23 protein-coding genes and 2 tRNA genes are annotated in these 25,784 nt (G+C 65.8%); 14 read left to right on the plus strand and 11 right to left on the minus strand.

Going from position 1 to position 25,784, the window contains the following annotated elements; translation table 11 throughout:
* Positions 1-106: 106 nt before the first annotated feature.
* The 4 genes from purH to CA2_RS08330 all read right to left on the minus strand — a co-directional run bounded on the left by purH (position 107) and on the right by CA2_RS08330 (position 3,743).
* On the minus strand, positions 107-1,693 hold the full coding sequence (gene purH / locus CA2_RS08315; RefSeq protein ID WP_042415213.1) for a bifunctional phosphoribosylaminoimidazolecarboxamide formyltransferase/IMP cyclohydrolase: 1,587 nt from the start codon (positions 1,691-1,693) through the stop codon (positions 107-109).
* A gap of 84 nt (positions 1,694-1,777) precedes the next feature.
* On the minus strand, positions 1,778-2,026 hold the full coding sequence (locus CA2_RS08320) for a helix-turn-helix domain-containing protein (RefSeq protein WP_042415216.1): 249 nt from the start codon (positions 2,024-2,026) through the stop codon (positions 1,778-1,780).
* Positions 2,023-3,075: a tRNA dihydrouridine synthase DusB gene (gene dusB / locus CA2_RS08325; RefSeq protein WP_042415218.1), complete on the minus strand. Its 1,053-nt coding sequence runs from the start codon at positions 3,073-3,075 to the stop codon at positions 2,023-2,025. The genes CA2_RS08320 and dusB overlap by 4 nt, the downstream gene beginning before the upstream one ends.
* A gap of 125 nt (positions 3,076-3,200) precedes the next feature.
* Positions 3,201-3,743, minus strand: a complete 543-nt coding sequence (locus tag CA2_RS08330) for a M15 family metallopeptidase domain-containing protein (protein WP_156105991.1) — start codon at positions 3,741-3,743, stop codon at positions 3,201-3,203.
* A 60-nt stretch (positions 3,744-3,803) separates the two neighbouring features.
* Between CA2_RS08330 and CA2_RS08335 the strand changes: the two genes are divergently transcribed.
* The gene (locus CA2_RS08335) at positions 3,804-4,328 is read left to right on the plus strand and encodes a YqaA family protein (protein WP_042415220.1); all 525 of its coding nucleotides are present in this window, start codon (positions 3,804-3,806) and stop codon (positions 4,326-4,328) included.
* Positions 4,329-4,442: 114 nt separating this feature from the next.
* Here the strand turns inward: CA2_RS08335 and CA2_RS08340 are convergent, their stop codons facing one another.
* The 4 genes from CA2_RS08340 to CA2_RS08355 form a co-directional block, all read right to left on the minus strand.
* Positions 4,443-5,369, minus strand: coding sequence for an NUDIX hydrolase (locus CA2_RS08340; protein ID WP_042415222.1), 927 nt, complete (start codon positions 5,367-5,369; stop codon positions 4,443-4,445).
* A 1-nt stretch (position 5,370) separates the two neighbouring features.
* Positions 5,371-6,465: a redox-regulated ATPase YchF gene (ychF, locus tag CA2_RS08345; RefSeq protein ID WP_042415225.1), complete on the minus strand. Its 1,095-nt coding sequence runs from the start codon at positions 6,463-6,465 to the stop codon at positions 5,371-5,373.
* 277 nt (positions 6,466-6,742) lie between these two features.
* A complete protein-coding gene (locus CA2_RS08350; RefSeq protein ID WP_042415228.1) occupies positions 6,743-7,045 on the minus strand; it encodes a hypothetical protein in 303 nt (100 codons plus the stop codon).
* A gap of 48 nt (positions 7,046-7,093) precedes the next feature.
* Positions 7,094-7,978, minus strand: coding sequence for an MOSC domain-containing protein (locus CA2_RS08355; RefSeq protein WP_042415230.1), 885 nt, complete (start codon positions 7,976-7,978; stop codon positions 7,094-7,096).
* Positions 7,979-8,085: 107 nt separating this feature from the next.
* Here CA2_RS08355 and CA2_RS08360 point away from each other — a divergent pair, with 107 nt between their 5' ends.
* From CA2_RS08360 to CA2_RS08385, 6 genes are all read left to right on the plus strand, one after another.
* Positions 8,086-9,225, plus strand: a complete 1,140-nt coding sequence (locus CA2_RS08360) for an FAD-dependent monooxygenase (protein WP_042415232.1) — start codon at positions 8,086-8,088, stop codon at positions 9,223-9,225.
* 82 nt (positions 9,226-9,307) lie between these two features.
* On the plus strand, positions 9,308-10,021 hold the full coding sequence (locus tag CA2_RS08365) for a DsbC family protein (protein ID WP_042415235.1): 714 nt from the start codon (positions 9,308-9,310) through the stop codon (positions 10,019-10,021).
* Between the two features lie 90 nt (positions 10,022-10,111).
* Complete coding sequence (locus tag CA2_RS08370; protein ID WP_042415238.1) at positions 10,112-11,875, plus strand: M61 family metallopeptidase; 1,764 nt, start codon at positions 10,112-10,114, stop codon at positions 11,873-11,875.
* 65 nt (positions 11,876-11,940) lie between these two features.
* On the plus strand, positions 11,941-12,720 hold the full coding sequence (locus CA2_RS08375) for an enoyl-CoA hydratase (RefSeq protein WP_042415240.1): 780 nt from the start codon (positions 11,941-11,943) through the stop codon (positions 12,718-12,720).
* A gap of 28 nt (positions 12,721-12,748) precedes the next feature.
* Positions 12,749-12,825 (plus strand) — tRNA-Met (locus CA2_RS08380).
* A 6-nt stretch (positions 12,826-12,831) separates the two neighbouring features.
* Positions 12,832-12,908: transfer RNA gene (locus tag CA2_RS08385), tRNA-Met, on the plus strand.
* Between the two features lie 63 nt (positions 12,909-12,971).
* On the opposite strand, the gene CA2_RS08390 is transcribed toward CA2_RS08385, so the two are convergent.
* From CA2_RS08390 to ffh, 3 genes are all read right to left on the minus strand, one after another.
* The gene (locus CA2_RS08390; protein WP_052369876.1) at positions 12,972-13,385 is read right to left on the minus strand and encodes a hypothetical protein; all 414 of its coding nucleotides are present in this window, start codon (positions 13,383-13,385) and stop codon (positions 12,972-12,974) included.
* A gap of 84 nt (positions 13,386-13,469) precedes the next feature.
* Entirely contained in the window at positions 13,470-14,033 is a 564-nt protein-coding gene (locus CA2_RS08395; protein WP_245620913.1) for a C40 family peptidase, read from the minus strand.
* A 295-nt stretch (positions 14,034-14,328) separates the two neighbouring features.
* Positions 14,329-15,720, minus strand: a complete 1,392-nt coding sequence (gene ffh, locus CA2_RS08400) for a signal recognition particle protein (protein WP_042415246.1) — start codon at positions 15,718-15,720, stop codon at positions 14,329-14,331.
* Positions 15,721-15,991: 271 nt separating this feature from the next.
* On the opposite strand from ffh, the gene CA2_RS08405 reads away from it, so the two are divergent.
* The 7 genes from CA2_RS08405 to CA2_RS08435 all read left to right on the plus strand — a co-directional run bounded on the left by CA2_RS08405 (position 15,992) and on the right by CA2_RS08435 (position 25,497).
* Positions 15,992-16,807: a cytochrome C assembly family protein gene (locus CA2_RS08405; RefSeq protein WP_042415281.1), complete on the plus strand. Its 816-nt coding sequence runs from the start codon at positions 15,992-15,994 to the stop codon at positions 16,805-16,807.
* Positions 16,804-17,037, plus strand: a complete 234-nt coding sequence (locus CA2_RS08410) for a PP0621 family protein (RefSeq protein WP_042415249.1) — start codon at positions 16,804-16,806, stop codon at positions 17,035-17,037. Before CA2_RS08405 ends, CA2_RS08410 begins: the two co-directional genes overlap by 4 nt.
* A gap of 22 nt (positions 17,038-17,059) precedes the next feature.
* A complete protein-coding gene (locus tag CA2_RS08415) occupies positions 17,060-18,799 on the plus strand; it encodes an MFS domain-containing histidine kinase (RefSeq protein ID WP_042415252.1) in 1,740 nt (579 codons plus the stop codon).
* An 8-nt stretch (positions 18,800-18,807) separates the two neighbouring features.
* Complete coding sequence (locus CA2_RS08420; protein ID WP_042415283.1) at positions 18,808-20,274, plus strand: sigma-54-dependent transcriptional regulator; 1,467 nt, start codon at positions 18,808-18,810, stop codon at positions 20,272-20,274.
* The gene (ampD, locus tag CA2_RS08425; protein WP_042415257.1) at positions 20,258-20,857 is read left to right on the plus strand and encodes a 1,6-anhydro-N-acetylmuramyl-L-alanine amidase AmpD; all 600 of its coding nucleotides are present in this window, start codon (positions 20,258-20,260) and stop codon (positions 20,855-20,857) included. The genes CA2_RS08420 and ampD overlap by 17 nt, the downstream gene beginning before the upstream one ends.
* Positions 20,858-21,375: 518 nt before the next feature.
* Positions 21,376-24,288, plus strand: a complete 2,913-nt coding sequence (locus CA2_RS08430; protein WP_042415259.1) for a ribonucleoside-diphosphate reductase subunit alpha — start codon at positions 21,376-21,378, stop codon at positions 24,286-24,288.
* Between the two features lie 123 nt (positions 24,289-24,411).
* On the plus strand, positions 24,412-25,497 hold the full coding sequence (locus CA2_RS08435; RefSeq protein ID WP_042415262.1) for a ribonucleotide-diphosphate reductase subunit beta: 1,086 nt from the start codon (positions 24,412-24,414) through the stop codon (positions 25,495-25,497).
* The last annotated feature ends 287 nt before the right edge of the window (positions 25,498-25,784 follow it).

A 25,784-nucleotide genomic window follows, 5' to 3' on the forward strand; every position in this document is an offset into this window, starting at 1 on the left:
CACAGGAGCAATCGGGCGCAGCATCCATCCCGATGACCGTCGCCGCGCAACGGCGGGGGGATGGCCACGCGGCCTCACGCGCGCCAAGCGGCGCGGTTCCGTGCGATCAGTGGCGGAAGTGGCGCACGCCGGTGAAGACCATGGCCACGCCACGCTCGTTGGCAGCGTCGATGACTTCCTGGTCGCGCATGGAGCCACCGGGCTGGGCCACGCAGGTCGCGCCCGCGTCCACCACCACATCCAGACCGTCGCGGAAGGGGAAGAAGGCATCCGACGCTACCACGGTGTTCTGCAGGCTCAGCTTGGCCGCTTCGGCCTTGATGGAGGCGATGCGCGCCGAATCCAGGCGCGACATCTGGCCCGCGCCCACGCCCATGGTCATGCCGTTCTTGCAGAAGACGATGGCGTTGGACTTGACGAACTTGGCCACCTTCCAGGCGAACAGCAGGTCGTTCAGCTCTGCGGGGGTGGGCTGCTTGACGGTCACGACCTTCAGGTCGGCCAGCGCCAGCTCGTGGTTGTCGGCCGACTGCAGCAGCAGGCCCGAACCCACGCGCTTGGTTTCCAGTGCGTTGCGCACGCTGCCGTAGTTCTCTGGCAGGGCAATCTTCATCAAGCGCACATTGACCTTGCTCTTGAAGATTTCCAGCGCTTCGGCTGTGAAGTCAGGTGCCATCAGCACTTCCACGAACTGCTTGGACACGGCTTCGGCCGCGGCCTTGTCCACAGGGCGGTTGAAGGCGATGATGCCGCCAAACGCACTGGTGGGGTCGGTCTGGAAGGCCTTGGAGTAGGCTTCAAAGGGGTTGGCACCAATGGCCACACCGCAAGGGTTGGCGTGCTTGACGATCACGCAAGCAGGCACTTCAAAGCTCTTGACGCATTCCCAGGCCGCATCGGCGTCGGCGATGTTGTTGTAGCTCAGTTCCTTGCCCTGCAGCTGCACGCCGGTGGCCAGCGAACCGGCCGCCGGGGCCAGGTCACGGTACCAGGCGGCTTGCTGGTGGCTGTTTTCACCGTAGCGCAGGTCCTGTACCTTCACGTACTGCTCGTTGAACTGGCCGGGGAATTCGGCACGGGCAGGCACGTAGTCTTCGCTCAGCTTTTCGCCTTCGAACTGTACGCTGGACAGGTAGTTGCTGATGGCGCCGTCGTACTGGCTGATGCGGTTGAACGCTGCCACAGACAGGGCAAAGCGCAGCTTGTCCGACAGCTTGCCGGCAGCCTTCAGCTCGGCGATCACAGCCTCGTACTGGTCGGCCGCGGTGATCACGCCCACGTCCTTCCAGTTCTTGGCGGCCGAGCGCACCATGGCGGGACCACCGATGTCAATGTTCTCGATGGCGTCGGCCAGGGTGCAGCCGGGCTTGGCCACAGTGGCTTCGAAGGGGTAGAGGTTCACCACCAGCAGGTCGATGGTCTCGATACCGTGTTCCTTCAGGGCCGCCATGTGCTCAGGGACATCGCGGCGGGCCAGCAGGCCACCGTGCACCTTGGGGTGCAGGGTCTTGACGCGGCCGTCCAGCATCTCGGGGAACTGGGTGACTTCGGCCACTTCGGTCACAGGCAGGCCCTGGTCGGCCAGCAGCTTGGCCGTGCCGCCGGTGGACAGCAGTTGCACGCCCAGGGCGTGCAGGGCTTGTGCGAATTCAACGATGCCGGTCTTGTCGGAGACGGAGAGCAGTGCTTTCATGGTGCAACTCAATAATGATGAAATCGTGACTCAGCGCCCATCTGGCAAGCGCTGAAAGCTATCAAAGTAGGAATGCCCAACGCCTCAGAGCATCTCGTGCTCGAGCAGCTTCTTGCGCAAGGTGTTGCGGTTCAAGCCCAGCCATTGCGCCGCGCGCGACTGGTTCTGGTCGGCCTGGCTCATGACCACGTCCAGCAGGGGTTTCTCGACCAGCCGCAGCACCATGTCGTACATGTTGCTGGGGATTTCTCCGCCCAGGTCGCTGAAATAGCTCTCCAGGCTGGCGCGTACACATTCCTCGATGCTCTGGTTGTTCTGTGCTTGGGTGCTCATGCAGCCAATTCCTCAATTGCTTGCTCTGCATCGGCCTGCGCCATGCGCGGCAGACGCTCCATCTGCTGGCCCAGCCGATCGAAATAATCGGCCACCGCCTGCCACTGCACCTGGCAGTCGTCGATGGTGTTGATGTGTTGTCGAAGTTCTTCCCCACCTGGCAGCTGGCGCACATACCACGCAATGTGCTTGCGGGCGCTGCGCACCCCGGTCAGCTCGCCATACAGGCGATAGTGGTCGTGCAGGTGCTCCAGCAGCAGGCGGCGCACCTCGGCCACCAGCGGCGGCGCCATGTGCGTGCCCGTGGCCAGAAAGTGGCCGATCTCGCGAAAGATCCAGGGGCGGCCCTGCGCCGCACGGCCCACCATCACGGCATCCGCGCCGGTGTAGGCCAGCACGTCGCGCGCCTTCTCGGGGCTGGTGATGTCGCCATTGGCCACCACCGGCACCCGCACGGCCTGCTTGACGGCAGCGATGGTGTCGTACTCGGCACAGCCCTTGTAGCCCTGCTCGCGCGTGCGACCGTGGACGGTCAGCATCTGGATGCCCACGTCCTCGAACTGGCGCGCCAGCACTTCGGCGTTCTTGTGGGACGCGCACCAGCCGGTGCGCATCTTCAGCGTGACCGGCACCTCGAAGGGGCGCGCGGCCTCGACCACCGCCTGGGCGATTTCGACGGCCAGCGGCTCGTTCTGCATCAGCGCCGAGCCGGCCCACTTGTTGCAGACCTTCTTGGCTGGGCAGCCCATGTTGATGTCGATGATCTGCGCGCCGCGCTCGATGTTGTAGACCGCGGCATCGGCCATCATCTCGGCGTCGGTGCCGGCGATCTGCACCGCGATCGGCCCGGGCTCGCCCTCATGGTTGGCACGGCGGCTGGTCTTCAGGCTGTTCCACAGGTCCTTGCGCGACGTCACCATCTCGCTGACCGCGTAGCCTGCGCCCAGGGCCTTGCACAACTGGCGAAACGGCCGGTCCGTCACCCCCGCCATGGGGGCGACCAACAGGTTATTGGCCAGGGTGTACTGACCGATACGCAGCGCAGTCATGGAAGCGATCCGATGGAAGTGCAGGTGGGGAAAGGGCGATATTGTATCTGCCCAAAAAATGAGCACTGCGGTGCGCTACAAAGACACTAGCGCATGCACAGGTAACAGCCAGCCCTGGGACAGCTTTACAACCCCTGTGTCTGGCGCCCGGGTAGAAAGCCCCACCAGGCCCCGGGCAGGGGCTGAAAGCCCCGCGCGCGCATCACCGCGGCCAGCCAGGCGCGGTTGAACAGCACGTCGGGCGAAACATCTTCCTCGGCCGGCAGCCCGCCCACCTCCACCACCGCGGGCATGCCGCCCAGTTGGATGCCGCCCATGTCCACGTCCTCGCCGTCCGCCAGCGGCCCGCGCACCACGGCACCGGCCACATCGCTGTCGACCACGCGCACCGCCACGTCCAGCACCTGCTGCATCTGCCCCGGGCCCGTGCGCACAAAGGGGCAGCCGTTGGTGCGCAGCTGCAGGCCCTGGGCCAGCAGTTGCACCCGGACCAACTGCAGCGCCCGGCGCACCTGGGCCTGGGCCAGCAAGGCCTTGCAATCGGTTTCCACGGTCTGCACGTCGGCCTCGTCCGGCACACGCGCCTGGGCGGCGACCAGGCAGGCCACCAGCAGCAGGCCGCCCACCACTGTGGGCCGCGAGAAACACTTCGAAGCAAAAAAGTTCATGCCCACAGCGTAGGCCATGGCACCGCCGCCTGTCAGCCAGCCTGCACCTACACTGTGGCGATGGAAGTCTGGTTTCAGGAAATCTTGCAGTCCCTGGCACTGCCGCAGTACGGGCTGAGCACCTTGTTTGTGGTGGCGCTGCTGTCCGCCACCCTGCTGCCCATGGGGTCCGAGCCCGCTGTGGTGGGATTGCTACAACTCAATCCGGAGCTGTTCTGGCCCGCCATCGTCACGGCCACGGCCGGCAACACCATCGGCGGTGCCATCAGCTGGTGGATGGGCCTGGGCGCCCAGCAGGCCTGGCAGGCCGCGCGCCAGCGCCGCCGCGCCGGGCTGCCGGACACCCCGGACGCCAAGCCGGCACGCACCCTGTCGCGCCATGAGCGGCGCGCCCGCATCTGGCTGCGCAAGTGGGGCGCCAAGACCTGCCTGCTGAGCTGGCTGCCCGTGGTGGGTGACCCGCTGTGCGCCGTCGCAGGCTGGCTGCAGCTGCCGTTCTGGCCCTGTGTGTTCTATATGGCCGTGGGCAAGTTCCTGCGCTACCTGACCATGACCGCCGCCATCCTGTGGGCGCTGCCCGGCTGATGGCTACACCTCCATCACGCATCGACCACCGAAAAAATCAGACGTTTTAGGGCGCTGGCACAGACCCCGTCTGCGTCATGCGCTCTCGCAAAGAGAGCATCATTCCCGGAGTGCTCAGGCGCCGCGCGCCAGCGGCAGCTTGCTGCCGGTGATCGCCCGCTCCTGCAGCACATCGCTGCGAAAGCGGAACAGCTTCGCCGGGCGGCCTGCCGCCCCCGCCGTCATGGCGCCGGTTTCCTCCACCAGGTGCTGCTGCTCCATCAGGCGGCGGAAGTTCTGCTTGTGCAGGCCACGGCCAGCGAGGGCCTCGACGGTCTGCTGCAATTGCAGCAAGGTGAATTCGGGCGGCATCAGCTCGAACACCACGGGGCGGTATTTGATCTTGGCGCGCAGGCGCGCAATGCCCGTGGCCAGGATGCGGCGGTGGTCGTGCTGCATGGCTCGCCCCGGCAGGCTGGCACGCGCGGCAATGCCGCGGCGCGTGGCCTCCTCGACCAGGCCGGCTTCAAACAGCAGCTCGTAACGCTGCAGCACCAGGTCCTCGTTCCAGGCCTGGCCATCGGCACCAAAGTTGATAGCTACCCGCGCTTGCCGGGATTGCCGCAGTGCCGTATTGGATGCCTCATCGACCCAGGCTTGCAGCGGCGGCAGGATGTGCTGGGCCAGCACCGCGGGGGGCCCATCGCGCCAGTCTTCCCAGGGGAAATAGCTGTACCAGTCCTGCCAGCTGGTGTCGCCCTGTGGTGGCTGCTCGGGCTCGCAGGTCAGCCCCAGGTAGCTGATGGACAGCACATGGGCCGCCTCGGGGCGTTCGCGGTCGGCGAAGGTGTAGAGCTGCTCGACATAGCCCAGGCTGTGCTGGGTCTGGGTCTCGACCCAGCTGCGCAGACCCGCCTGCAGCGAGCGGTGCAGCATCTGGAAAGGCCCGGCCGGCAAGGCCTGCCCGCAGCGTGTGGTCAGCACCCGGGGCTGGCCCAGGCTGACGGCCGCGAGCACCGCCACCAGCTCGGCATGCAAGGCGTGGGCGGGTGCCTCGGTCAATTTAGACGTTGAACAGGAAGTTCATCACATCGCCGTCCTTGACGATGTATTCCTTGCCTTCGGCGCGCATCTTGCCGGCATCCTTGGCACCCTGCTCGCCCTTGTAGGCAATGAAGTCCTCGAAGGCGATGGTCTGCGCGCGGATGAAGCCACGCTCGAAGTCGCCGTGGATCACACCGGCCGCCTGGGGGGCGGTGGCGCCCACGCGCACGGTCCAGGCGCGCACTTCCTTGACCCCGGCGGTGAAGTAGGTCTGCAGGCCCAGCAGCTTGAAGCCGGCACGGATCAGGCGGTTCAGGCCGGGCTCTTCCAGGCCCAGCTCTTGCAGGAACATGTCGCGGTCTTCATCGTCCATCTCGGACATTTCCGCTTCGATCTTGGCGCAGATCGCCACCACCGGCGCACCTTGGGCTTCGGCGTAGGCCTTGAGCTGGTCCAGCAGCGGGTTGTTCTCAAAGCCATCTTCGGCCACGTTGCCCACAAACATGGCGGGCTTGGCGGTGATCAGGCAGAAAGGCTTGAGCAGGGGGGCATCTTCCTTGGACACGGGCACCACGCGGGCAGGCTTGCCTTCGTTCAGCGCGGCCTGGATCGGCTCCAGCAGCGACACCAGCTTGGCCGCTTCCTTGTCATTGCCCGAACGCGCAGCCTTGGAGTAGCGGTTCAGCGCCTTCTCCACAGTGGCCAGGTCGGCCAGGCACAGCTCGGTCTGGATGACTTCGATGTCGGCAATCGGGTCGACCTTGTTCGCCACGTGGATCACGTTGGGGTCTTCGAAGCAGCGCACCACGTTGACGATGGCGTCGGTCTCGCGGATGTGGGCCAGGAACTGGTTGCCCAGGCCTTCGCCCTTGGAGGCACCGGCCACCAGGCCAGCGATGTCCACGAACTCCACGATGGCGGGGACGATGCGCTCAGGCGAGATGATCTCGGCCAGCTGGTTCAGGCGCGGATCGGGCACTTCCACCACACCGGTGTTGGGCTCGATGGTGCAGAAGGGATAGTTCTCGGCGGCGATGCCGGCCTTGGTCAGCGCGTTGAAAAGGGTGGACTTGCCGACGTTGGGCAGGCCCACGATGCCGCATTTGAGGCTCATGGAAATTCCTTTGGTATCAATGCACGATCAAGCACCACAGCAATGTGGCCGATGTGCCCGAGGCGCATGGATGCGTGTTCGGTGTTCTAAAGAGATGTGACGTGGTCGCTCTGTGTTGTGCAGAGTTTTGCGCCCGTTTTGTCACTGAAATCTATGCCGATTGTAATGATCGGCAAATCTCTGCTGGTGCGCGGCAGATTGCCCGGGGAACCACCCGGCAACAAAAAAGCAGGCAGCCCGTGAGGGCCTGCCTGCCGGGGCACTCGCCGTGAGGGAATTACTGCGCCGCGCGGGGCTTGCACTGCAGTTGCAACAGGCGGTGGGTGGAGCTGTCCACGCTGCTGCCCGGCTCCCGCAGGGGGCGAATGCGCAAGTCCAGGAATCCGCGATCGCCGCACAGCGACTTCAGGGTGGCTTCGCACTTGTGCAGATCGTCGTGGCGGGTGTCACACACCATGGCATGGTCGTAGTCGGGGGCTTCCACATAGGGGGCCGCCTCCTTGGCCATGCGGTCGGTGGTCTGGGTGGCACAGCCGGCCAAGGCCAGAGCGGCCAACGCGGCAAGGGTGACAAGCTTCATGAAAAATCCTCCAAAACGGGAAACATCTTAACGAAGCCCTGGGCGCGCTCAGTCGAACTTCAGCAGCCCGGCCACCGCCTGCCCCACGTGCAGCACCTGCCCGGCACCCTGCGCCACCACGGCATTCATACCGAAAGTGATAGCACCATCCAGGCGTGCATCCTGGCGGTACTGCGCAATCGTGTCGCCCACATCGTGGCTGGACACGGCCGTGGCGGGGTCAATGTCGGGGATGGGGCAGCGCGAGCACGGCTTGCCCAGGCGGATGGCCACAGGCTCCGGCGCGGGCAGCCAGAGGGTCTCGATGAAGTCTTCCTCGTGCTCCGCCAGACCGTCCAGCACGAGGTTGGCGCGAAAGCGCAGGCCATCCACCGGCTGCCGCCCCTGGGCCTGCAGGCGATCGTTGAGGGCGTCGAAAGCGGCGCGGGTGGTCACCAGCAGGGGATAGCCATCGGCAAACTGGTTGGGGGCCTGGATGCCTCCCGTCCATTTGGTGCTGGTCCAGCGCGCCTGCTCCAGGTCATAGCGCACCAGGCGGCAGGGGCGCCCCAGGACCTGGCTGAACCAGTGCGCGGCCTCATCGCCCGCGTCCCAGGCCGGCACGCGGCTCTCCCACACCTGGACCTGGCGCTGGGGGCTTTCGGCGGGGACTGCCAGCGGCAGACTCAGTTCCGGCTGTCCGGGGAAGTCCACGCGCAGCACGCCGTGGGCGGTATCGATGCGCGGCTGCACCAGCACCATGTACGCCACTTCGCGCTGGGTGATGAACTGCCCGTCGGGGTCCACCACCATCCAGGCCCGGTCCCATTCCAGGCCGGTCGGCAGCAACCGGGCCTCGGTGACCGAGATGCCGGCACACGATTTGATGGGAAAAACCCACAGCGCACCGATCGTGCCCGTGACGTCGGCTTGATCAAAACCAGAAGTATTCATGCGGCTATTGTCAGCCCAAGCACCCGGCGCGCACGTCACCGGCCTGCCAGCCGTCAGGAAAACCGTCCTGCCGCAAGACGCCCCCCAGCCCTCCTACAATCCCGTCCATGGCGCACACCTTTGACGTATGTATCCGCGGAGCCGGCATTGTCGGCCGCACCTTGGCCCTCCTGCTGGCGCGCGAACGCCTGCGCGTCGCGCTGGTGGCCCCCCAGCGCACGGAGGCACCCCAGGCGGACGTGCGTGCCTATGCGCTCAACGCCAGCTCCAAACAGTTGCTGGAGTCCCTGCGGACCTGGCCGGACGCCGCCCACGTGACCGCAGTCCGGCACATGGAAGTGCATGGCGACGTCGACGGCAGCGTGCATTTCGATGCGCTGGCACAAGGGGTGGATGCCCTGGCCTGGATCGTGGATGTGCCGGCCCTGGAGCAGCGCCTGGCCGAAGCCGTGCGCTACCAACCCCAGATCGAGGTGGTCGCAGCCCCCGTGGAGGCGCCGCTGACCGTCGTCTGCGAAGGGCGCGCCAGCCTGACGCGGGCCGAGTTTGGCATCGACTTTGCCGTCACCCCCTACGGCCAGCATGCGATTGCCACGCGCCTGCGCTGCGAGCTGCCCCATGGGCAGGTGGCCCGCCAATGGTTCAGTCCCCAGGGGATCCTGGCCTTTTTGCCGCTGGACGGTGCGGATGGCCATTCCGTGGCCGTGGTGTGGTCGCTGGACCACAACCAGGTCGGCCACTGGCTGGCCGCCGAGGCGGCCGACTTCAGCCAGGCCCTGGCGAACATCAGCCAGCACAGCCTGGGCCAGCTGGAGCTGCAAGGCCCCCGCATGGCCTGGCCTTTACAGCAAGCAATCGCCAAACGCTGGTGCGGCGCCATGCCCGGCACGACCGAGGGCCGCCATCCGCGCAGTTGGGCCTTGGCCGGCGATGCCGCGCACAACGTACACCCCCTGGCAGGCCAGGGCCTGAACCTGGGTCTGGCCGATGCACAGGCCTTGGCCCGCATTCTGCGCACCCGTGACGCCTGGCGCAGCACGGGCGACCTGAAGCTGCTGCGCCGCTACGAGCGCGAACGCAAAGCCGGACTGGCCCCGCTGGGCGCGGCCATGGATGGCTTGCAGCAGCTCTTCACCCGCACCGAAGCCCCGCTGCAGACGCTGCGCAACTGGGGGCTGCGAAGCTTCGAGCGCAGCGGCCTGCTCAAAGACTGGACAGTCCGGCAAGCCATGGGGCTGGACCGCTGAGGCCGCGGCCCCAGCGCCAGGAACCTTTTGCGCCGCCGGCGCCCTAACCCCTCAGTTTTTATCTTTTCTTGGAACCGTTGCCATGAAACTGTTTGCCACTGCACTGCTGGCCACTGCGGCCTGGGGCTGCGCGATTGCCGCCCAGCCACAAGACCAAATCGCCAAGACCCTGGCCGAGCGCATTCCGCAGCTGCAGCAGGTGGATGAGATCAAGCCCACCCCGATGAAAGGGCTGTACGAGGTGCGCATCGGCACGGACATCTTCTACTCCAACGCCAGTGGCGACTACCTGATCCAGGGCGAGCTGATCGACACCCGGGCCCAGCGCAACCTGACGGAAGACCGCATCAACCAGCTCACGGCGATCGACTTCAAGAAGCTGCCACTGGCCGACGCCATCAAGATCGTGCGTGGCAACGGCGAGCGCCAGCTGGCCGTGTTCGAAGACCCCAACTGCGGCTACTGCAAGCGCTTCGAGCGCGACCTGCAGAGCGTGGACAACGTGACCGTCCACCTGTTCCTCTACCCCATCCTCAGCCGCGACTCGGCCGAGAAGTCGCGCAACATCTGGTGCGCCAAAAGCAGCGAGAAGGCCTGGCACGACCTGATGCTCAAGGACAAGACCCCGGCCGCGGCCAGTTGCGACATCGATGCCATCCAGCGCAACCTGGCCCTGGGCCGCAAGCACAAGATCACCGGCACCCCCACGCTGATCTTTGCCGACAACACCCGGGTGCCCGGCGCCATCCCAGCCAGCGAGGTGGAAAAATACCTCGCCACCGCCCACAAGAAATAACCCCCTCCTCAGGCAGCGGGCGCTCTGGCGCCTGCTGCATCCCCGCGGCATGACCGCCCATGCATGCCGTTAGACTGCCCGGTCACCGACATGCCCCACACCACCGCCCCCGTTCACTACCGCGTCCAGTTGCATGACCTGCATGCCCACCTGTTCCGCGTCACCCTCACGATTGCGCAGCCCAGCGCCCGCCAGCGGGTGTCGCTGCCGGTCTGGATTCCCGGCAGCTACCTGGTGCGTGAATTCGCCAAGAACTTGCAGCAGCTGCGCGCGCGCCAGGGCGAGGAGTCCGTGGCTATGCACCAGCTCAGCAAGCACCAGTGGGAGGTGGACTGCGAGGCCGGTACCCCGCTGGAGCTGGAGTACGAAGTCAGCGCCTACGACACCTCGGTGCGCACAGCCTGGCTGGATGCGCGCCGTGGTTTCTTCAACGGCACCAGCCTGCTGCTGCGCGTGCATGACCAGGAAGCCCTGACACACCGCCTGCAGGTACTGGCCTCACCCGACGCGCCACACTGGCAACTGGCCACCGGCATGACCGCCGTGGCGGTAGACGAGCTGGGCTTTGGCACCTACGCGGCTGCCAACTACGACGAGCTGGTGGACTGTCCCGTCGAGATGGGGACTTTCTGGAGCGGCCACTTCAACGCCGGCGGCGTGCCCCATCGCTTTGTCGTGGCGGGAGCCCCGGCATCTTTCGATGGCGAGCGCCTGCTGGCCGACACCCAGAAGATTTGCGAGGCCGAAATTGCCTTCTGGGGCATGGCCCCGCATGCCAGCTATGTGTTCATGCTGAATGTGACACACGACGGCTATGGCGGCCTGGAACACTGCAATTCCACCGCCCTGATCTGCAGCCGCCCCGACCTGCCACGCATCGGCGTGGACAAGGCCAGCGATGGCTATGTGCAGCTGCTGGGGCTGATCAGCCATGAATACTTCCACACCTGGAACGTCAAGCGCCTGCGCCCGGCCGAACTGGTGCCGTACGACTACGACCAGGAAAACTACACCCAGTTGCTGTGGTTCTTCGAAGGTTTCACCAGCTACTACGACGACCTGCTGCTGCGCCGCGCCGGCCTGATCGACACCGCCACCTACCTCAAGCTGATCACCAAGACCCTGAACCAGGTGCAGCAGACACCGGGCCGCCAGGTGCAAAGCGTGGCGGCCTCCAGCTTCGACGCCTGGGTGAAGTACTACCGCCAGGACGAGAACACGGCCAACGCCACGGTCAGCTACTACACCAAGGGCGCCCTGGTGGCCATGTGCCTGGACCTGAAGCTGCGCCAGGAAGGCAGCACCACCCTGGATGACATCATGCGCGCCCTGTGGCTGCGCTGCCGGGGTGGCTCCATGACCGAAGCCGATGTGCTGACCGTGCTGCAGGAGCGCACCGGCCGCAGTTGGCAGGCCGAGCTGCAGGCCTGGGTGCACGGCACCGAAGACCTGCCCCTGCCCAGCCTGCTGGCGGCCCACGGGATCCAGCCCGACGCCGACAAGCCCGCACCGGCACAGGCCCTGGGCCTGCGCGTGCAGGAAACGCACAGCGTGCTGCTCAAGCAGGTCCTGCGCGGCGGGCTGGCCGAGCAGGCCGGCATGATGGCGGGCGACGAGTGGTATGGCATCGAACTCGCCACCGCCAACGGCCCCCAGGCCTGGCGCCTGGCCAAGCTGGAAGAACTGGATCTGTACGTGGCCCGCGGCACCGCGCAGATCACGGCCCTGGTGGCCCGCGACCGCCAGTTGCTGCGCCTGCCGCTGCAGCTGCCTCCGGCCACCACCCCGGCGATTGCCAACTACAAGCTCAGCGTCACGGATGCCGCAGCCGTGGAGCGCTGGCTGGGCCACTGAAGGCTGCGACTGCGGGCTTGGGTATAGTCGTGCGTGCCACACCCATGACTATCAGGAGATAAACCTTGGCATACGAAATGATCGAGGTCCGCGTCGAAGCGGACAAAGTGGGCATCATCACCCTCAACCGCCCCAAGCAGCTGAATGCCCTGAACGACCAACTCATGAACGAGCTGGGCCAGGCCCTGCAGGCCTTCGATGCCGACGAGCGCATCGGCTGCATGATCATCACCGGCAGCGAGCGCGCCTTTGCCGCAGGGGCCGACATTGGCGCCATGGCCAAGTACAGCTTTGCCGATGCCTACAAGGGCGACTACATCACGCGCAACTGGGAAACCATCCGCAGCATCCGCAAGCCGGTGATCGCGGCCGTCAGCGGCTTTGCCCTGGGGGGTGGCTGCGAGCTGGCGATGATGTGCGACTTCATCATTGCCGCCGACAACGCCAAGTTCGGCCAGCCCGAGATCAAGCTGGGCGTGATCCCCGGCGCCGGCGGCACACAGCGTCTGCCACGCGCCGTGGGCAAGTCCAAGGCCATGGACATGGCCCTGACCGCCCGCATGATGGACGCCACCGAGGCCGAGCGCGCCGGTCTGGTCAGCCGCATCGTGCCTTTCGACAAGCTGATGGACGAAGCCCTGGGCGCAGCCCTCATCATCAGCGGCTTCTCGCAGATTGCCGTCATGGCAGCCAAGGAATCGGTCAACCGTGCCTTCGAAGGCAGCCTGAACGATGGCGTGATGTTCGAGCGCCGCCTGTTCCACGCACTGTTCGCCACCCAGGACCAAAAGGAAGGCATGGACGCCTTCGTGAACAAGCGTCCGGCGAACTTCACCAACCTCTGAAAAACTTGATATATAATCGCATTCTCTTGGTCGTATAGCTCAGTTGGTTAGAGCGCAGCATTCATAATGCTGATGTCGTAGGTTCAAGTCCCACTACGACCACCAGAGTTCGGTCGTATAGCTCAGTTGGTTAGAGCGCAGCATTCATAATGCTGATGTCGTAGGTTCAAGTCCCACTACGACCACCAAAATTCAAAACCCCGCAGTGTGCAAACGCTGCGGGGTTTTTGTTTGTTCCCACCGGGCCGCCGCTATTTCACGGTGCCGCCATCGAGCTTGTGCTTTTCGCCATCGCCCTGGGCGTTGGTGATGCCCGCCGCCATGCCGGCCGCCGGCGTCACGCCGCCTTGCTGCGCACCGGGTTCGGCCGTGCTGGCCTGGGGCTGCACCACCGGCTGTGCCGCCGCCATCACCGGCAAGGGAACGGCGGGCGGCAAGGGCTCCCGGATATCGGCCTTGGCGGGCGGCAGCACATCGTGCGCGCGCAGGTAGTCGCTGGAGCCGAACAAGGGCTTGTCGGGGGGCGGCTGGTCAAACCGTGCCGCCTGCCCCATGGGGAAAGTATCGGCCCGCATCTGGGGACCGGACTGGTCGCACCCGGCCAGCAGGGCCGTGACTGCGATGGCAGCGGTGGCGTGCAAGCGCAGTTCTCGGGTCATGGTCATGGCGAATTCCTCCTTGGAGGACCGAGGATCACCGCAATCGACGCGACTGTCTGTCAGGCAACGCCCCAAATCGGGCGCACGCCCTCAGGCAAAAATGCTGCGTGCCTCGGTGAAGCGCTTGGCAAAGTAGGGATTGTCCATGCGCACGCGCTGGACGGTGCCACCCTTGGACGGGGCGTGCACGAACTGACCATTGCCCACAAAAATGCCCATGTGGGAGTACGGACCGCCCAGGGTGTTGAAGAACACAAAGTCGCCACGCTGCAGACCGCGCTCACGCACCGGGGCGCTGGACTGCGCCCACTGCGAGGTGGTGCGCGGCAGGCGGCCGGTATGAATGCCCTGCACCGCCCACTGGATCAGGCCGCTGCAGTCGAAGCCGCCTTCCGGCGAGTTGCCGCCATAGGTGTAGGGCGTATTCACCACCAGCATGGTGCGCGCCAGCAGGGCCTCGCGCAGCTCTGCCTGCAATTGCAGGGCATCGCCACCGGCTGCACTACCGCTGCGCGTGCCCGCGGCCGAGCGCCGGTCCGCCGGAGGTTGCACGGGGGCACTGGAGCACCCGGCCAGCACCGCGGCCGTGCCCGCCAGCAGCCAGGTGCGGCGCGTGCTCAGGCGCGGCGAAGGAGAAAATGGCCATGCTTGCATGCCGCGCATTATGGGCAAGTTGCCGACAAAAGTAAAAAGCAGAGCTATCTGCGCAGATCCTGCAAGCGTTACCGAGCGTTTTGGCCTGGGAAGCCTTGGATCCAGTGCGCTGGCAGCTCTCATTTTTCCAAGACAGCAAGGCCTGGACACACCGGACGACCCATCACTGCAAGCCCGCAATGCGATGCTGGCCCTGCAGTGCCTGACTCTCTGTCCATTGCGGCACACCATGGACACCAAAAAGCCGCATGGCCCGGAGGCAATGCGGCTCGGAGGTCGCGCGAGACCGAGGCAATCAGAACGGCAGCTTGGGCATGCCGCCACCGCCCATCATGCCTTTCATGGCCTTCATGCCGCCCATGCGCTTCATCATCTTCATCAGGCCGCCGCCCTTCATCTTCTTCATCATGGTCTGCATCTGCTCGAATTCCTTGAGCAGGCGGTTCACATCTTGCACCTGCACGCCCGCGCCGTCGGCAATGCGCTTCTTGCGCGTGGCCTTGATCAGGGCCGGGTGCTTGCGCTCCTTGAGCGTCATCGAGCAGATGATGCCTTCCTTGCGCTTGATTTCGCGCTCGGCCTTGTCCATGTCGACCTGACCGGCCTTGGCCGTCAGCTCCGAGGGCAGCTTGTCCATCAGCTGCGACAGGCCACCCATCTGCTTCATCTGCTGCAGCTGCGCCAGGAAGTCGTTGAGGTCGAAGCCGTCGCCGCTTTTCAGCTTCTCGGCCATCTTCTGCGCGGCATCCATGTCCACGCCCTTGGTGACCTGCTCGACCAGGGCCACGATGTCGCCCATGCCCAGCACGCGCTGCGCGTGGCGCTGGGCGTCAAACACTTCCAGGCCGTCGATCTTTTCGGACACACCGGCAAACTTGATGGGCGCACCGGTGATCTGGCGCACCGACAGCGCCGCACCGCCGCGCGAGTCACCGTCCAGCTTGGTCAGCACGATGCCGGTCAGCGGCAGCGCTTCCTTGAAGGCCTTGGCGGTGTTGATCGCGTCCTGGCCCTGCATGGCATCGACCACGAACAGGGTTTCCACCGGATTCAGGGTGGCGTGCAGGTCCTTGATTTCGGCCATCAACAGCTCGTCGATGGCCAGGCGGCCGGCCGTGTCGACCAGCAGCACGTCGAAGTAATGCTTCTTGGCGTAGTCCAGCGCCGCCACGGCAATGTCGTGCGGCTTCTGGTCGGGGGTCGAGGGGAACCACTCGGCACCGGCCTGGGCGGTCACGGTCTTGAGCTGCTCGATGGCCGCGGGGCGGTACACGTCGCCGGACACAGTCAGCACCTTCTTTTTGCGCTTTTCGATCAGGTGCTTGGCCAGCTTGGCGGTGGTGGTGGTCTTGCCCGCACCCTGCAGACCGGCCATCAGGATGATGGCGGGCGGCTGGGCGTTCAGGTTGATGTCGGCCACGCCTTCGCCCATGGTGGCGGCCAGCTCGGCATTCACGATGCCGACCAGCGCCTGCCCGGGCTTCAGGCTGCCCAGGACCTCCTGGCCCAGGGCCTTGTCCTTGACGCGGGCAATGAAGTCGCGCACCACGGGCAAGGCCACGTCCGCCTCCAGCAAGGCCATGCGCACTTCGCGCAGCATGTCTTGCACATTGGATTCGGTGATGCGGGCCTGGCCACGCATTTCCTTGACGAGGCGCGAGAGTTTGTCGGTGAGTGCGGATGCCATAAGCAGGAATGTCCGAAGAGAGAAAGCAGCGCCGCATGCGGCTGGGCCAACGGGGCCTGGCGCCTTGGGCAGGGGGCGGTGCGCTGGCAGCCAGCCCGTGCCGCCCGCCGCGGGCAGCCCTGTACAAATGAGTGCTCCATTCTACCCGTTGACCACGGGACCTGCCCTGGGCTGGGCCTGCCAGCCGCGGCCGCAGCAAGCACTGACACGGCGCAAGAATGGCCTGCCGCGGCGGCTCCCACCGGCAAAACGGGCCGCTATGATTGCGGGCATGGAGTCATCCACCCACTTTTTCACTGCCAGCCCCCCCTGGGTCATGGCCTTGGCCGCGGCGGCGATTGCCGCCTACCTGGTGCCGGCCCTGGGCGCGCGCCGCCTGGCCGACGGCCCCACGCGCCTGGCCATGCGTGCCGCCTGGGTGCTGCACTTGCTGACCGTGGCCGCCGGCCTGATGACCTCGCCGGCGCGCTTTGGCTTCGCGCCGGCACTGTCCATGACCGCCTGGCTGATGCTGACCGTGTACGCCATCGAGCAGCAGCTCTACCCCAAGCTGCGCGCCGTCGGGGTGCTGTCCGTGCTGGGCGCCCTGACCGTGCTGCTGGCCCAGATCTTTCCCGGCAAGCCGATGGCGGTCCACGCCTCGGCCTGGCTGCCCCTGCACCTGGCGCTGGGGATTGCCTCGTACGGGCTGTCCGCGGCCGCCGTGGTCCACGCCGGACTGATGTCGCGCGCCGAGCGCCGCATGCGCAGCGCCAGCAACGACGAAAGCGGCATGCCGCTGCTGATGCTGGAGCGATTGACCTTCCGCTTTGTCGCAGCCGGCTTTGTGCTGCTCAGCGCCACGCTGCTGGCCGGCCTGCTGTTTGGCGAATCCCTCTACGGCCGCGCCTGGGTGTGGGACCACAAGACCATCTTCTCCCTGCTGGCCTGGATGGCGTTCGCCCTGCTGCTGGTGGGCCGTTCACGCTTTGGCTGGCGGGGTCGCCACGCCGTGCACCTGATCTACGCAGGTGCTGCCTTGCTGCTGCTGGCCTATGCTGGCTCGCGTTTTGTTTTGGAAGTCGTCATGCTGGGGCATGGATCATGAAATACCTTCTGGTTGCCGTGGTGCTGATCATCGCGATTGGCATCTGGCGCAATAACCGCCGCAAAGCGGCTGCGCCGCCCCCTGCCCGCCCCAAGCCCCACCACGCCACGGAAGACATGGTCACCTGTGCGCACTGCGGACTGCACCTGCCCGCCAGCGATGCGTTGGTCGGTCCGGACCGCAGCCTGCATTACTGCAGCACCGAGCACCGCCACCTCGGCCCGCGCTAAGCCACCACCCGCCAGGCATCCCTTGGCCAGCCCCCACACCCTTCCGCTGCAAAGTGCACGCCGGCTCTGGCAGGCCTTCCTGTCGGCCCGGGTGCTGGTGGCCACGCTGCTGATCGCCCTGCTGGCGATGCAGACCTGGACCTCGACCGGCATGCCACCCAGCATGCCCTGGTCCTGGGCACTGTCCACGGGTTATCTGGTCGTGGCCCTGGTCGGCTGGGTGCTGCTGCACCACAAGCCACCGGCCGCCCACTGGCGCTGGCCCTGGCTGTTGCTGCTGGTGGCGGACATCGTGACCATCTGCCTGCTGCAGGAAATGCAGACCGGCCGGATGTATTACACGCCGTTGCTGGCACTGCCCATCCTCACGGTGTCCGTGCTGGGCCCCATGCGCATGGCCCTGGCCACGACTGCCAGCATCACCTTGCTGCTGCTGGGCGCCAACATCGTCAGTGCCTGGCAGGGCGGCAACTTCAGCAGCGACGGCTACATGCAGACCGCCCTGGTCTGCGCGGGTTTTTTTGCCGTGGCCTATCTGACACGCCAGCTGTCACTGCGCCTGGCCTACCAGGAACGCCAGGCCCGCCAAAGCCGCCAGGCGGCCCGCACGCATGCCCAGGTCAACAGCCTGATCATTGCCAACCTGAGCGAGGGCGTGCTGGTGGTCGATGCCGAGCAGCAGGTGCGCCTGGCCAATCCCGCCGCCTGCGAGCTGCTGGGGCTGCCACCGCCGCTGGCCCTGCACAACCTGCACGACATGGCGCTGTGGCAACCGCTGCGCGACATGGTCGCCCACACCTACGCCAGCGGCCAGGCCCAGAGCCAGCACGTGCACCTGCTGGCCGAAGGGGAGCGCCCGGTGGGCCTGTATGTGCGCACCTGGCTGACCACCAGCCTGGAGCCGGAGGTGCTGGCGGCAGAGGCCGAGCACGACGGCGCCGGGGAAAGCCTGCTGGCCCCCCATCTCTGGCTGTGCGTGATTTTCCTGAACGACCTGCGGCTGGTCGAGGCGCGCATTCGCACCGAAAAAATGGCCGCCATGGGCCGCATGTCCGCCGCCGTGGCCCATGAAATCCGCAATCCCCTGGCCGCCATCCTGCAGGCCAATGCCCTGCTGGCAGAAGACCTGGACCAGCCTGCCCAGCAGCGCTTGAGCCGCATGGTGGAACAGAACGCCCAGCGTCTGGCGCGGATCGCCGAAGACGTGCTGGACATCGCCCGCGTGCAGCAGCAGATCCAGCATGCCGACTCGCGCACCCTGACCCTGGACGCGGAGCTGTCCACCATCTGGCACGAATGGCAGCAGCAGGATGCCCCCCAGCGCCAGGGGGTGTTCGTGCCCGGTTGCGGCCAGGCGCAGATCGCATTCGACAGCGAACACCTGCGCCGCGTGGCCATCAACCTGCTGGACAATGCGGCGCGCCACCGCGCCAGCCTGCTGGCCGACGGCTTGCAGCTGCACACCGGCGGCGGCCAGGGCGAACCCTTCTGGATGCAGGTCTGGACCGAAGGCCCGCCGGTGGAAGCCTCGGTCGAGAAACACCTGTTCGAGCCCTTCTTCTCCTCGCAAAGCCGCTCCTCCGGACTGGGCCTCTACATCTGCCGCGAGCTGTGCCAGCGCCACGGCGGCAGCATCAGCTATGCCCGTGCCGAGCGCCCCACGGCGCGCGGCCCGCAGCCGGGCAATGCCTTCACCGTGCACTTTCGCGGGCAACAGCGCCAGCCGGACACGGCTTCCCTGTTCGATCCAATTGTGGTTTGATCGCCGCCATGGTCACTTCCTTCGCCACCATCCTTGTCGTTGACGACGAACCCGATCTGCGCACGCTGTATGAGCTCACTCTGCTGCGCGAGGGCTACCGTGTCGAAACGGCCGGCACCCTGGCCGAGGCCCGTGCGCAGTTGCAGCTGTGCCGCTTTGACGTGCTGATCACCGACATGCGCCTGCCCGATGGCAGCGGCATGGAGCTGCTGCGCGAGCTGCGCGACCAGCGCCGCCGCGAGCGCACCATCGTCATGACTGCCTACGGCTCGGCCGAAAACGCGGTGGAGGCCCTGCGCTGCGGCGCCTTCGATTACCTGACCAAGCCCGTGGACCTCAAGCAGTTCCGCACCGTGGTCGCCTCGGCCGTACAGGGCGAAGGCAGCGTGCCCAAGCCGGGCAGTCCGGCGTCCGGACTGGCGGCCGTCGCCCACAGCAAGACCGTCGACATCCTCAGTGCCTCGACGGCGCTGGAGCGCCTAGTGGGCGAATCGCAGGCCATGCGCCAGGTCAAGCAGCGCATCCAGAAAGTGGCGCAAAGCATGGCCCCGGTGCTCATCACCGGGGAGTCCGGCACCGGCAAGGAACTGGTGGCCCGCGCGCTGCACGCCTGCAGCCACCGCGCCCAGGCGCCCTGGGTGGCGGTGAACTGCGGCGCCATCCCCGAGCACCTGCTGGAAGCCGAGTTCTTCGGCGCGCGCAAAGGCGCCTACACCGGTGCCACGGCCGACCGCACCGGCTTCTTTGCCGCGGCCCGCGGCGGCACCCTGTTTCTGGACGAGATTGGCGAGCTGCCGCTGTCCATGCAGGCCAAGCTGCTGCGCGCCATCCAGGAGCGCAGCGTGCGCGCGCTGGGCACCACCCAGGAAGAACCGGTCGATGTGCGCATCGTCAGTGCCACCCACCGCGATTTGGCGGCGGCCGTGCAAAGCGGTGAATTCCGCCAGGACCTGTACTACCGCCTCAACGTCATCGACATTCACCTGCCCCCGCTGCGCGAACGCCGGGAGGACCTGCCGGCCCTGTGCCGCGCCTTGCTGCAGCGCATTGCCGGCGAGGGCGCCCAGCCGGCGATGCTCTCGCCCCAGTTGATGGAGCAACTGCAGGGCCTGCCGCTGCTGGGCAATGTGCGCGAGCTGGAAAACCTGCTGCACCGGGCCCTGGCGCTGGGCGAGGAGCTGGCGATGGACGGCGTGCCCACCGACAGCCCTTGCGCCGAAGAACGCAGTGCCCCCAGCCTGCTGGTGGCGCCGGACGAACTGCCGCACGACCTGCAGGCCTGGCTGGACCAGCAGGAACGGCACATCCTGACCCGCGCGCTGCACGCCTGCGGCTACAACCGCACGGCTGCGGCCGCGCGCCTGGGCATCAGCCTGCGGCAGATGCGTTACCGGATTGAACGCCTGAACATCCCCGTGTGCCCGGAAGAGCCACTGGCGGTCAGCGACAATCCGCTGCATGACGCGCTGCACTGACCCCCATTCCTCCCGCTGGCAACAAGGCTGGCTGAGCACCGCGCGGCACCTGCCTTCGCCCAACTTCGGCCCCCGCCCCGCGGGCATGCCCGTGGACCTGGTGGTGGTGCATTCCATCAGCCTGCCGCCCGGGCAGTACGGCACGGGCTGCGTGCAGCAGCTGTTCACCAACCAGCTGGACTGGGAGGCCCACCCCTACTTCCAGGGCATCCGCGGGCTGGAGGTGTCGGCCCATTTCTTCATTGAGCGTGACGGCACGCTGTGGCAGTTTGTCAGCACCGAGGACCGCGCCTGGCACGCCGGCCAGTCGCAGTGGGGCGAGCGCCGCAATTGCAACGACTTCTCCATCGGCATCGAACTGGAAGGCCTGGAAGGCCAGACCTTCGAGCCCCCCCAGTACCACGCCCTGGCCCAGCTGTGCCAGGCGCTGGCGGACCAGCACCCCATCCGCCACATCGCTGGCCACGAGCACATTGCCCCCGGGCGCAAGCAGGACCCCGGCCCCGGCTTCGACTGGCCGCGCCTGCAGGCCACCCTGCCGCAACTGGGCGTGGATTACCCAGCAGCGATTCAAAAGGCATAGCTGCTTGCGCAGATCCAACAAGGGTTTCAATGCCCAAAGCATTGAAAACCGCCTGCCCTGCTGCGCGACCCGCTCCTCTTTCAGACAGCACCCCGGCGCCAGCGCCGCTGCGGCAAGGCCGGTGCTGATCCGCGTCACAAACACTAGATTTAGTGCAAATCACCCCATCAGAACCCATACCTAGCGCCCCAAGACCTTCTTGGGCCATGGGTTATAAACAAATTCTTACAACTTTTCACCCCTGACGCCACAAGGCCTGCGCACGGGCCATGGGCCGGCAAGCCGCATGCAGCCTGGCTTTGCGGGCGCGGGGCCACGGCGCCCGCCGGCCGCGCGCCTGTCAACACGGGCCACACCCAGGTGCTGCCAGCCCACAACGCAGATTTCGTCATGCTGGCGAAATACACTACCCATAGTGTCATTGAAATCACATGACGCTACAGGTAGCGCACATTTTTTGTGCAGCACCTCCCTATTCCGGCGCACCGCACGCCCCCTTCCATCCTCCAGAGGCCCTCATGCAGCACGCTATGAACAGCTCCCACACCGACCTTGCAACGCACGGCGCCCCCACGCCCGGGGCCAGCAGCGTTCCGGCGGTCCTGGACCAATACCAGATCATTCGCCGCAGCGGCGACGTCGTGCCTTTCGCGCCGCAGAAGATTGCCATCGCCCTGACCAAGGCCTTCCTGGCCGTGCGCGGCCCCCAGGGCGCCGCCTCGGTCAGCATCCGTGAAACCGTCGAAGCGCTGACCAACGGCGTCGTGCGCGCGCTGCTGCGCTCGCGCCCCGAGGGCGGCACCTTCCACATCGAGGACGTGCAGGACCACGTCGAGCTGGCCCTGATGCGCGGCGGCCACCAGGACGTGGCCCGTGCCTACGTGCTGTACCGCGAAGCCCGCAACCAGGAGCGCGCCGCCGCCAAGAAAAAGGCCGCCGAAGACGCTGCGGCCGCCGCCGCGCCCCAGCCCAGCCTGCACGTGACCGACCACGGCCAGCGCATCCCGCTGGACCAGGCCCGCCTGGAGGCGCTGATCACGGCCGCCTGCCACGACCTGAACGCCGACATCAGCCCCGCGCCCATCGTGGCCGAGACCCTGCGCAACCTGTACGACGGCGTGCCCCTGGCCGAGGTCTACAAGGCCGCCATCCTGGCCGCCCGCACGCTGATCGAGCGCGACCCCGACTACACCTACGTCACCGCCCGCCTGCTGCTGCACACCATCGTGCGCGAGGTGCTGGGCCGCGACGTGCAGCCGGCCGACATGGACGCGGCCTACGCCGAGAATTTCCCCGCCTTCATCGCCAAGGGCGTGGAGCACGAGCTGCTGAACCCCGAGCTGCTCCAATTCGACCTGCCCCGCCTGGGTGCGGCCCTGAAGGCCGAGCGCGACCAGCAGTTCGACTACCTGGGCCTGCAGACCCTGTACGACCGCTACTTCCTGCACGTGCGCAAGACCCGCATCGAGCTGCCCCAGTCCTTCTTCATGCGCGTGGCCATGGGCCTGGCGCTGAACGAGGACGACCGCAACGCCCGCGCCATCGAGTTCTATGAACTGCTGAGCTCCTTCGACTTCATGTCGTCCACGCCCACGCTGTTCAACAGCGGCACGCAGCGCTCGCAGCTGTCCAGCTGCTACCTGACCACCGTCTCCGACGACCTGGGCGGCATCTACGACGCCATCAAGGAAAACGCCCTGCTTTCCAAGTTTGCCGGCGGCCTGGGCAACGACTGGACCCCCGTGCGCGCCCTGGGCGCCCGCATCAAGGGCACGAACGGCGAATCGCAGGGCGTGGTGCCCTTCCTGAAGGTGGTCAACGACACGGCAGTGGCCGTGAACCAGGGCGGCAAGCGCAAGGGCGCCGTGTGCGCCTACTTGGAAACCTGGCACCTGGACATCGAAGAGTTCGTCGAACTGCGCAAGAACACCGGCGACGACCGCCGCCGCACGCACGACATGAACACCGCCAACTGGATCCCCGACCTGTTCATGCAGCGCGTGATGGAAAAGGGGCAGTGGACGCTGTTCAGCCCTTCCGACGTGCCCGATCTGCACGACCTGTACGGCCAGGCCTTTGCCAAGGCGTACACCGCCTATGAAGCCCAGGCCGATGCGGGCGAGCTCAAGCTCTTCAAGCGCATTCCCGCCGTGGACCTGTGGCGCAAGATGCTGTCCATGCTGTTCGAGACCGGCCACCCCTGGATCACGTTCAAGGACCCTTGCAACATCCGCTCGCCCCAGCAGCACGTTGGCGTGGTGCACTCGTCCAACCTGTGCACCGAAATCACGCTGAACACCAGCGCGACCGAGACCGCCGTGTGCAACCTGGGCTCGGTCAACCTGGCCCAGCACATTCGCGATGGCCAGCTGGACCACGACAAGCTGCGCAAGACCGTGCGCACAGCGATGCGCATGCTGGACAACGTGATCGACATCAACTACTACGCCGTGGACAAGGCGCGCGACTCCAACCTGCGCCACCGTCCCGTGGGCCTGGGCCTGATGGGCTTCCAGGATGCGCTGTACGCCATGCGCACGCCGTATGCCAGCGACGCGGCGGTGGAGTTCGCCGATGCCTCCATGGAAGCCATCTGCTACTACGCCTACTGGGCCTCGACCGAGCTGGCCAAGGAACGTGGCACCTACTCCAGCTACCAGGGTTCGCTGTGGTCCAAGGGCATCCTGCCGCTGGACTCGCTGAACCTGCTGGAGCAGGCGCGCGGCGGCTACGTCGATGTGGACCGCAGCACCCGCCTGGACTGGGAGGCGCTGCGCGCCAAGATCGCCCAAGATGGCATGCGCAACAGCAACTGCGTGGCGATTGCGCCCACGGCCACCATCTCCAACATCGTCGGCGTTGATGCCTCGATCGAGCCTTCGTTCGGCAACCTGTCGGTGAAGTCCAACCTGTCGGGCGAGTTCACCATCATCAACCAGTACCTGGTGCGTGACCTGAAGCAGCTGGGCCTGTGGGACAGCGTAATGGTCATGGACCTGAAGCACTTCGACGGCTCGCTGCGTGCCATCGACCGCGTGCCGCAGGACCTCAAGCAGCTATACGCCACGGCCTTCGAGGTGGAGCCCACCTGGTTGGTGGAAGCCGCTGCACGCCGCCAGAAGTGGATCGACCAGGCCCAGAGCCTGAACATCTACATGGCCGGTGCCTCGGGCAAGAAGCTGCACGACACCTACATGCTGGCCTGGCTGCGCGGTCTGAAGACCACCTACTACCTGCGCACCACCAGCGCCACGGCGGCCGAGAAGTCGACCATCCAGAGCCGCGCGCTGAACGCTGTCTCCCCCGCCGCGGTCGAGACCTCCAGTGCCCTGGACCGCGCCGCCGCCGCCGCACGGGCCAGCACCGGGGCACCGGCCACGGACGTCAAGTTCTGCGCCATTGACGACCCGGGCTGCGAAGCCTGCCAGTAAGGCACCCATTGATTTCATAGCAGCCAGCGCGCAGACCACAAGGGTTTTCAAGCCTCATCGCTTGAACCCCTTGCCTGTCCAGCGCAGCCAGCTCACTTTTTTGCAGATTGCAGGGAGTACGACATGCTGACTTTTGATGACGAGATTTCGTCCACCACCCACCCCAGCCACACCGCATCGGCCAGCACGCACCAGCGTGTGAATGCCGCCGACAAGCGCATCATCAACGCCAAGACCGACGTCAACCAGCTGGTGCCCTTCAAGTACAAATGGGCCTGGGAGAAATACCTTGCCACCTGCGCCAACCACTGGATGCCGCAGGAGGTGAACATGACGCGCGACATCGCGCTGTGGAAGGACCCCAACGGCCTGACCGACGACGAGCGCCGCATCGTCAAGCGCAACCTGGGCTTCTTCACCACGGCCGACTCGTTGGCTGCCAACAACATCGTCCTAGGGACTTACCGCCATATCACGGCGCCCGAGTGCCGCCAGTTCCTGCTGCGCCAGGCCTTCGAGGAAGCCATCCACACGCACGCCTACCAGTACATCGTGGAGTCGATCGGCCTGGACGAAGGCGAGATCTTCAACGCCTACAACGAGGTCCCGTCGATCCGCCACAAAGACGAGTTCCTGATCCCCTTCATCGAAGCGATCATGGACCCCCACTTCCACACCGGCACCCCTGAAACCGACCAGACCCTGCTGAAGTCGCTGATCGTTTTTGCCTGCCTGATGGAGGGCCTGTTCTTCTACGTCGGCTTCACGCAAATCCTGGCCCTGGGCCGCCAGAACAAGATGGTCGGCGCGGCCGAGCAGTACCAGTACATCCTGCGCGACGAGTCCATGCACTGCAACTTCGGCATCGACCTGATCAACCAGCTGAAGCTCGAAAACCCGCACCTGTGGACGGCCGAATTCAAGGAAGAAATCAACGCCCTGTTCCGCAAGGCCGTGGACCTGGAATATGCCTATGCCGAGGACACCATGCCGCGCGGCGTGCTGGGCATGAACGCCTCGATGTTCAAGGGCTACCTGCGCTACATCGCCAACCGCCGCGCCACACAAATCGGCCTCGAAGAGCTGTTCCCCGGCGAAGAAAATCCGTTCCCCTGGATGAGCGAAATGATCGATCTGAAGAAGGAACGTAACTTCTTTGAGACACGCGTGATCGAATACCAAACCGGTGGCGCACTTTCTTGGGATTAAGACGCGATAAAGCCTCGCAAACTCACGCAAGGGAATTCATAATGCGCCCCATGCCATCACAATTATTTCTACAGGTGATGGCATGGGGCGTTTGTGTGTCCATGCGGCGAAACACTCCACGTCGCAATGGCTGGTGAGTCGCTCTTTTTCCAAGCGATCACGCAAATGCTGTGTGCAAATTGATGAAGGAGAAAACGATGGCAACTGCAAAAAAACCGGCTGAGAAAAAGGCCACCACCGCAACCAAGACCGAAGCGCCCAAGAAGGCCGTAACCAAGGCTGCCGCA

Source organism: Comamonas aquatica NBRC 14918 (assembly GCF_000739875.1).
Lineage (GTDB): Bacteria > Pseudomonadota > Gammaproteobacteria > Burkholderiales > Burkholderiaceae_C > Comamonas > Comamonas aquatica.

Bases quoted from the DNA above. Each gene is read 5' to 3' on its own strand.
- CA2_RS08360 (WP_042415232.1), top strand. From the start codon at position 8,086: ATGGCGCACACCTTTGACGTATGTATCCGCGGAGCCGGCATTGTCGGC.
- CA2_RS08355 (WP_042415230.1), bottom strand. From the start codon at position 7,978: ATGAATACTTCTGGTTTTGATCAAGCCGACGTCACGGGCACGATCGGT.
- CA2_RS08330 (WP_156105991.1), bottom strand. From the start codon at position 3,743: ATGAACTTTTTTGCTTCGAAGTGTTTCTCGCGGCCCACAGTGGTGGGC.
- CA2_RS08365 (WP_042415235.1), top strand. From the start codon at position 9,308: ATGAAACTGTTTGCCACTGCACTGCTGGCCACTGCGGCCTGGGGCTGC.
- CA2_RS08390 (WP_052369876.1), bottom strand. From the start codon at position 13,385: ATGACCATGACCCGAGAACTGCGCTTGCACGCCACCGCTGCCATCGCA.
- dusB (WP_042415218.1), bottom strand. From the start codon at position 3,075: ATGACTGCGCTGCGTATCGGTCAGTACACCCTGGCCAATAACCTGTTG.
- CA2_RS08420 (WP_042415283.1), top strand. From the start codon at position 18,808: ATGGTCACTTCCTTCGCCACCATCCTTGTCGTTGACGACGAACCCGAT.
- purH (WP_042415213.1), bottom strand. From the start codon at position 1,693: ATGAAAGCACTGCTCTCCGTCTCCGACAAGACCGGCATCGTTGAATTC.
- CA2_RS08350 (WP_042415228.1), bottom strand. From the start codon at position 7,045: ATGAAGCTTGTCACCCTTGCCGCGTTGGCCGCTCTGGCCTTGGCCGGC.
- ychF (WP_042415225.1), bottom strand. From the start codon at position 6,465: ATGAGCCTCAAATGCGGCATCGTGGGCCTGCCCAACGTCGGCAAGTCC.
- CA2_RS08320 (WP_042415216.1), bottom strand. From the start codon at position 2,026: ATGAGCACCCAAGCACAGAACAACCAGAGCATCGAGGAATGTGTACGC.
- ffh (WP_042415246.1), bottom strand. From the start codon at position 15,720: ATGGCATCCGCACTCACCGACAAACTCTCGCGCCTCGTCAAGGAAATG.
- CA2_RS08430 (WP_042415259.1), top strand. From the start codon at position 21,376: ATGCAGCACGCTATGAACAGCTCCCACACCGACCTTGCAACGCACGGC.
- CA2_RS08435 (WP_042415262.1), top strand. From the start codon at position 24,412: ATGCTGACTTTTGATGACGAGATTTCGTCCACCACCCACCCCAGCCAC.
- CA2_RS08395 (WP_245620913.1), bottom strand. From the start codon at position 14,033: ATGCAAGCATGGCCATTTTCTCCTTCGCCGCGCCTGAGCACGCGCCGC.
- CA2_RS08370 (WP_042415238.1), top strand. From the start codon at position 10,112: ATGCCCCACACCACCGCCCCCGTTCACTACCGCGTCCAGTTGCATGAC.
- ampD (WP_042415257.1), top strand. From the start codon at position 20,258: ATGACGCGCTGCACTGACCCCCATTCCTCCCGCTGGCAACAAGGCTGG.
- CA2_RS08405 (WP_042415281.1), top strand. From the start codon at position 15,992: ATGGAGTCATCCACCCACTTTTTCACTGCCAGCCCCCCCTGGGTCATG.
- CA2_RS08410 (WP_042415249.1), top strand. From the start codon at position 16,804: ATGAAATACCTTCTGGTTGCCGTGGTGCTGATCATCGCGATTGGCATC.
- CA2_RS08335 (WP_042415220.1), top strand. From the start codon at position 3,804: ATGGAAGTCTGGTTTCAGGAAATCTTGCAGTCCCTGGCACTGCCGCAG.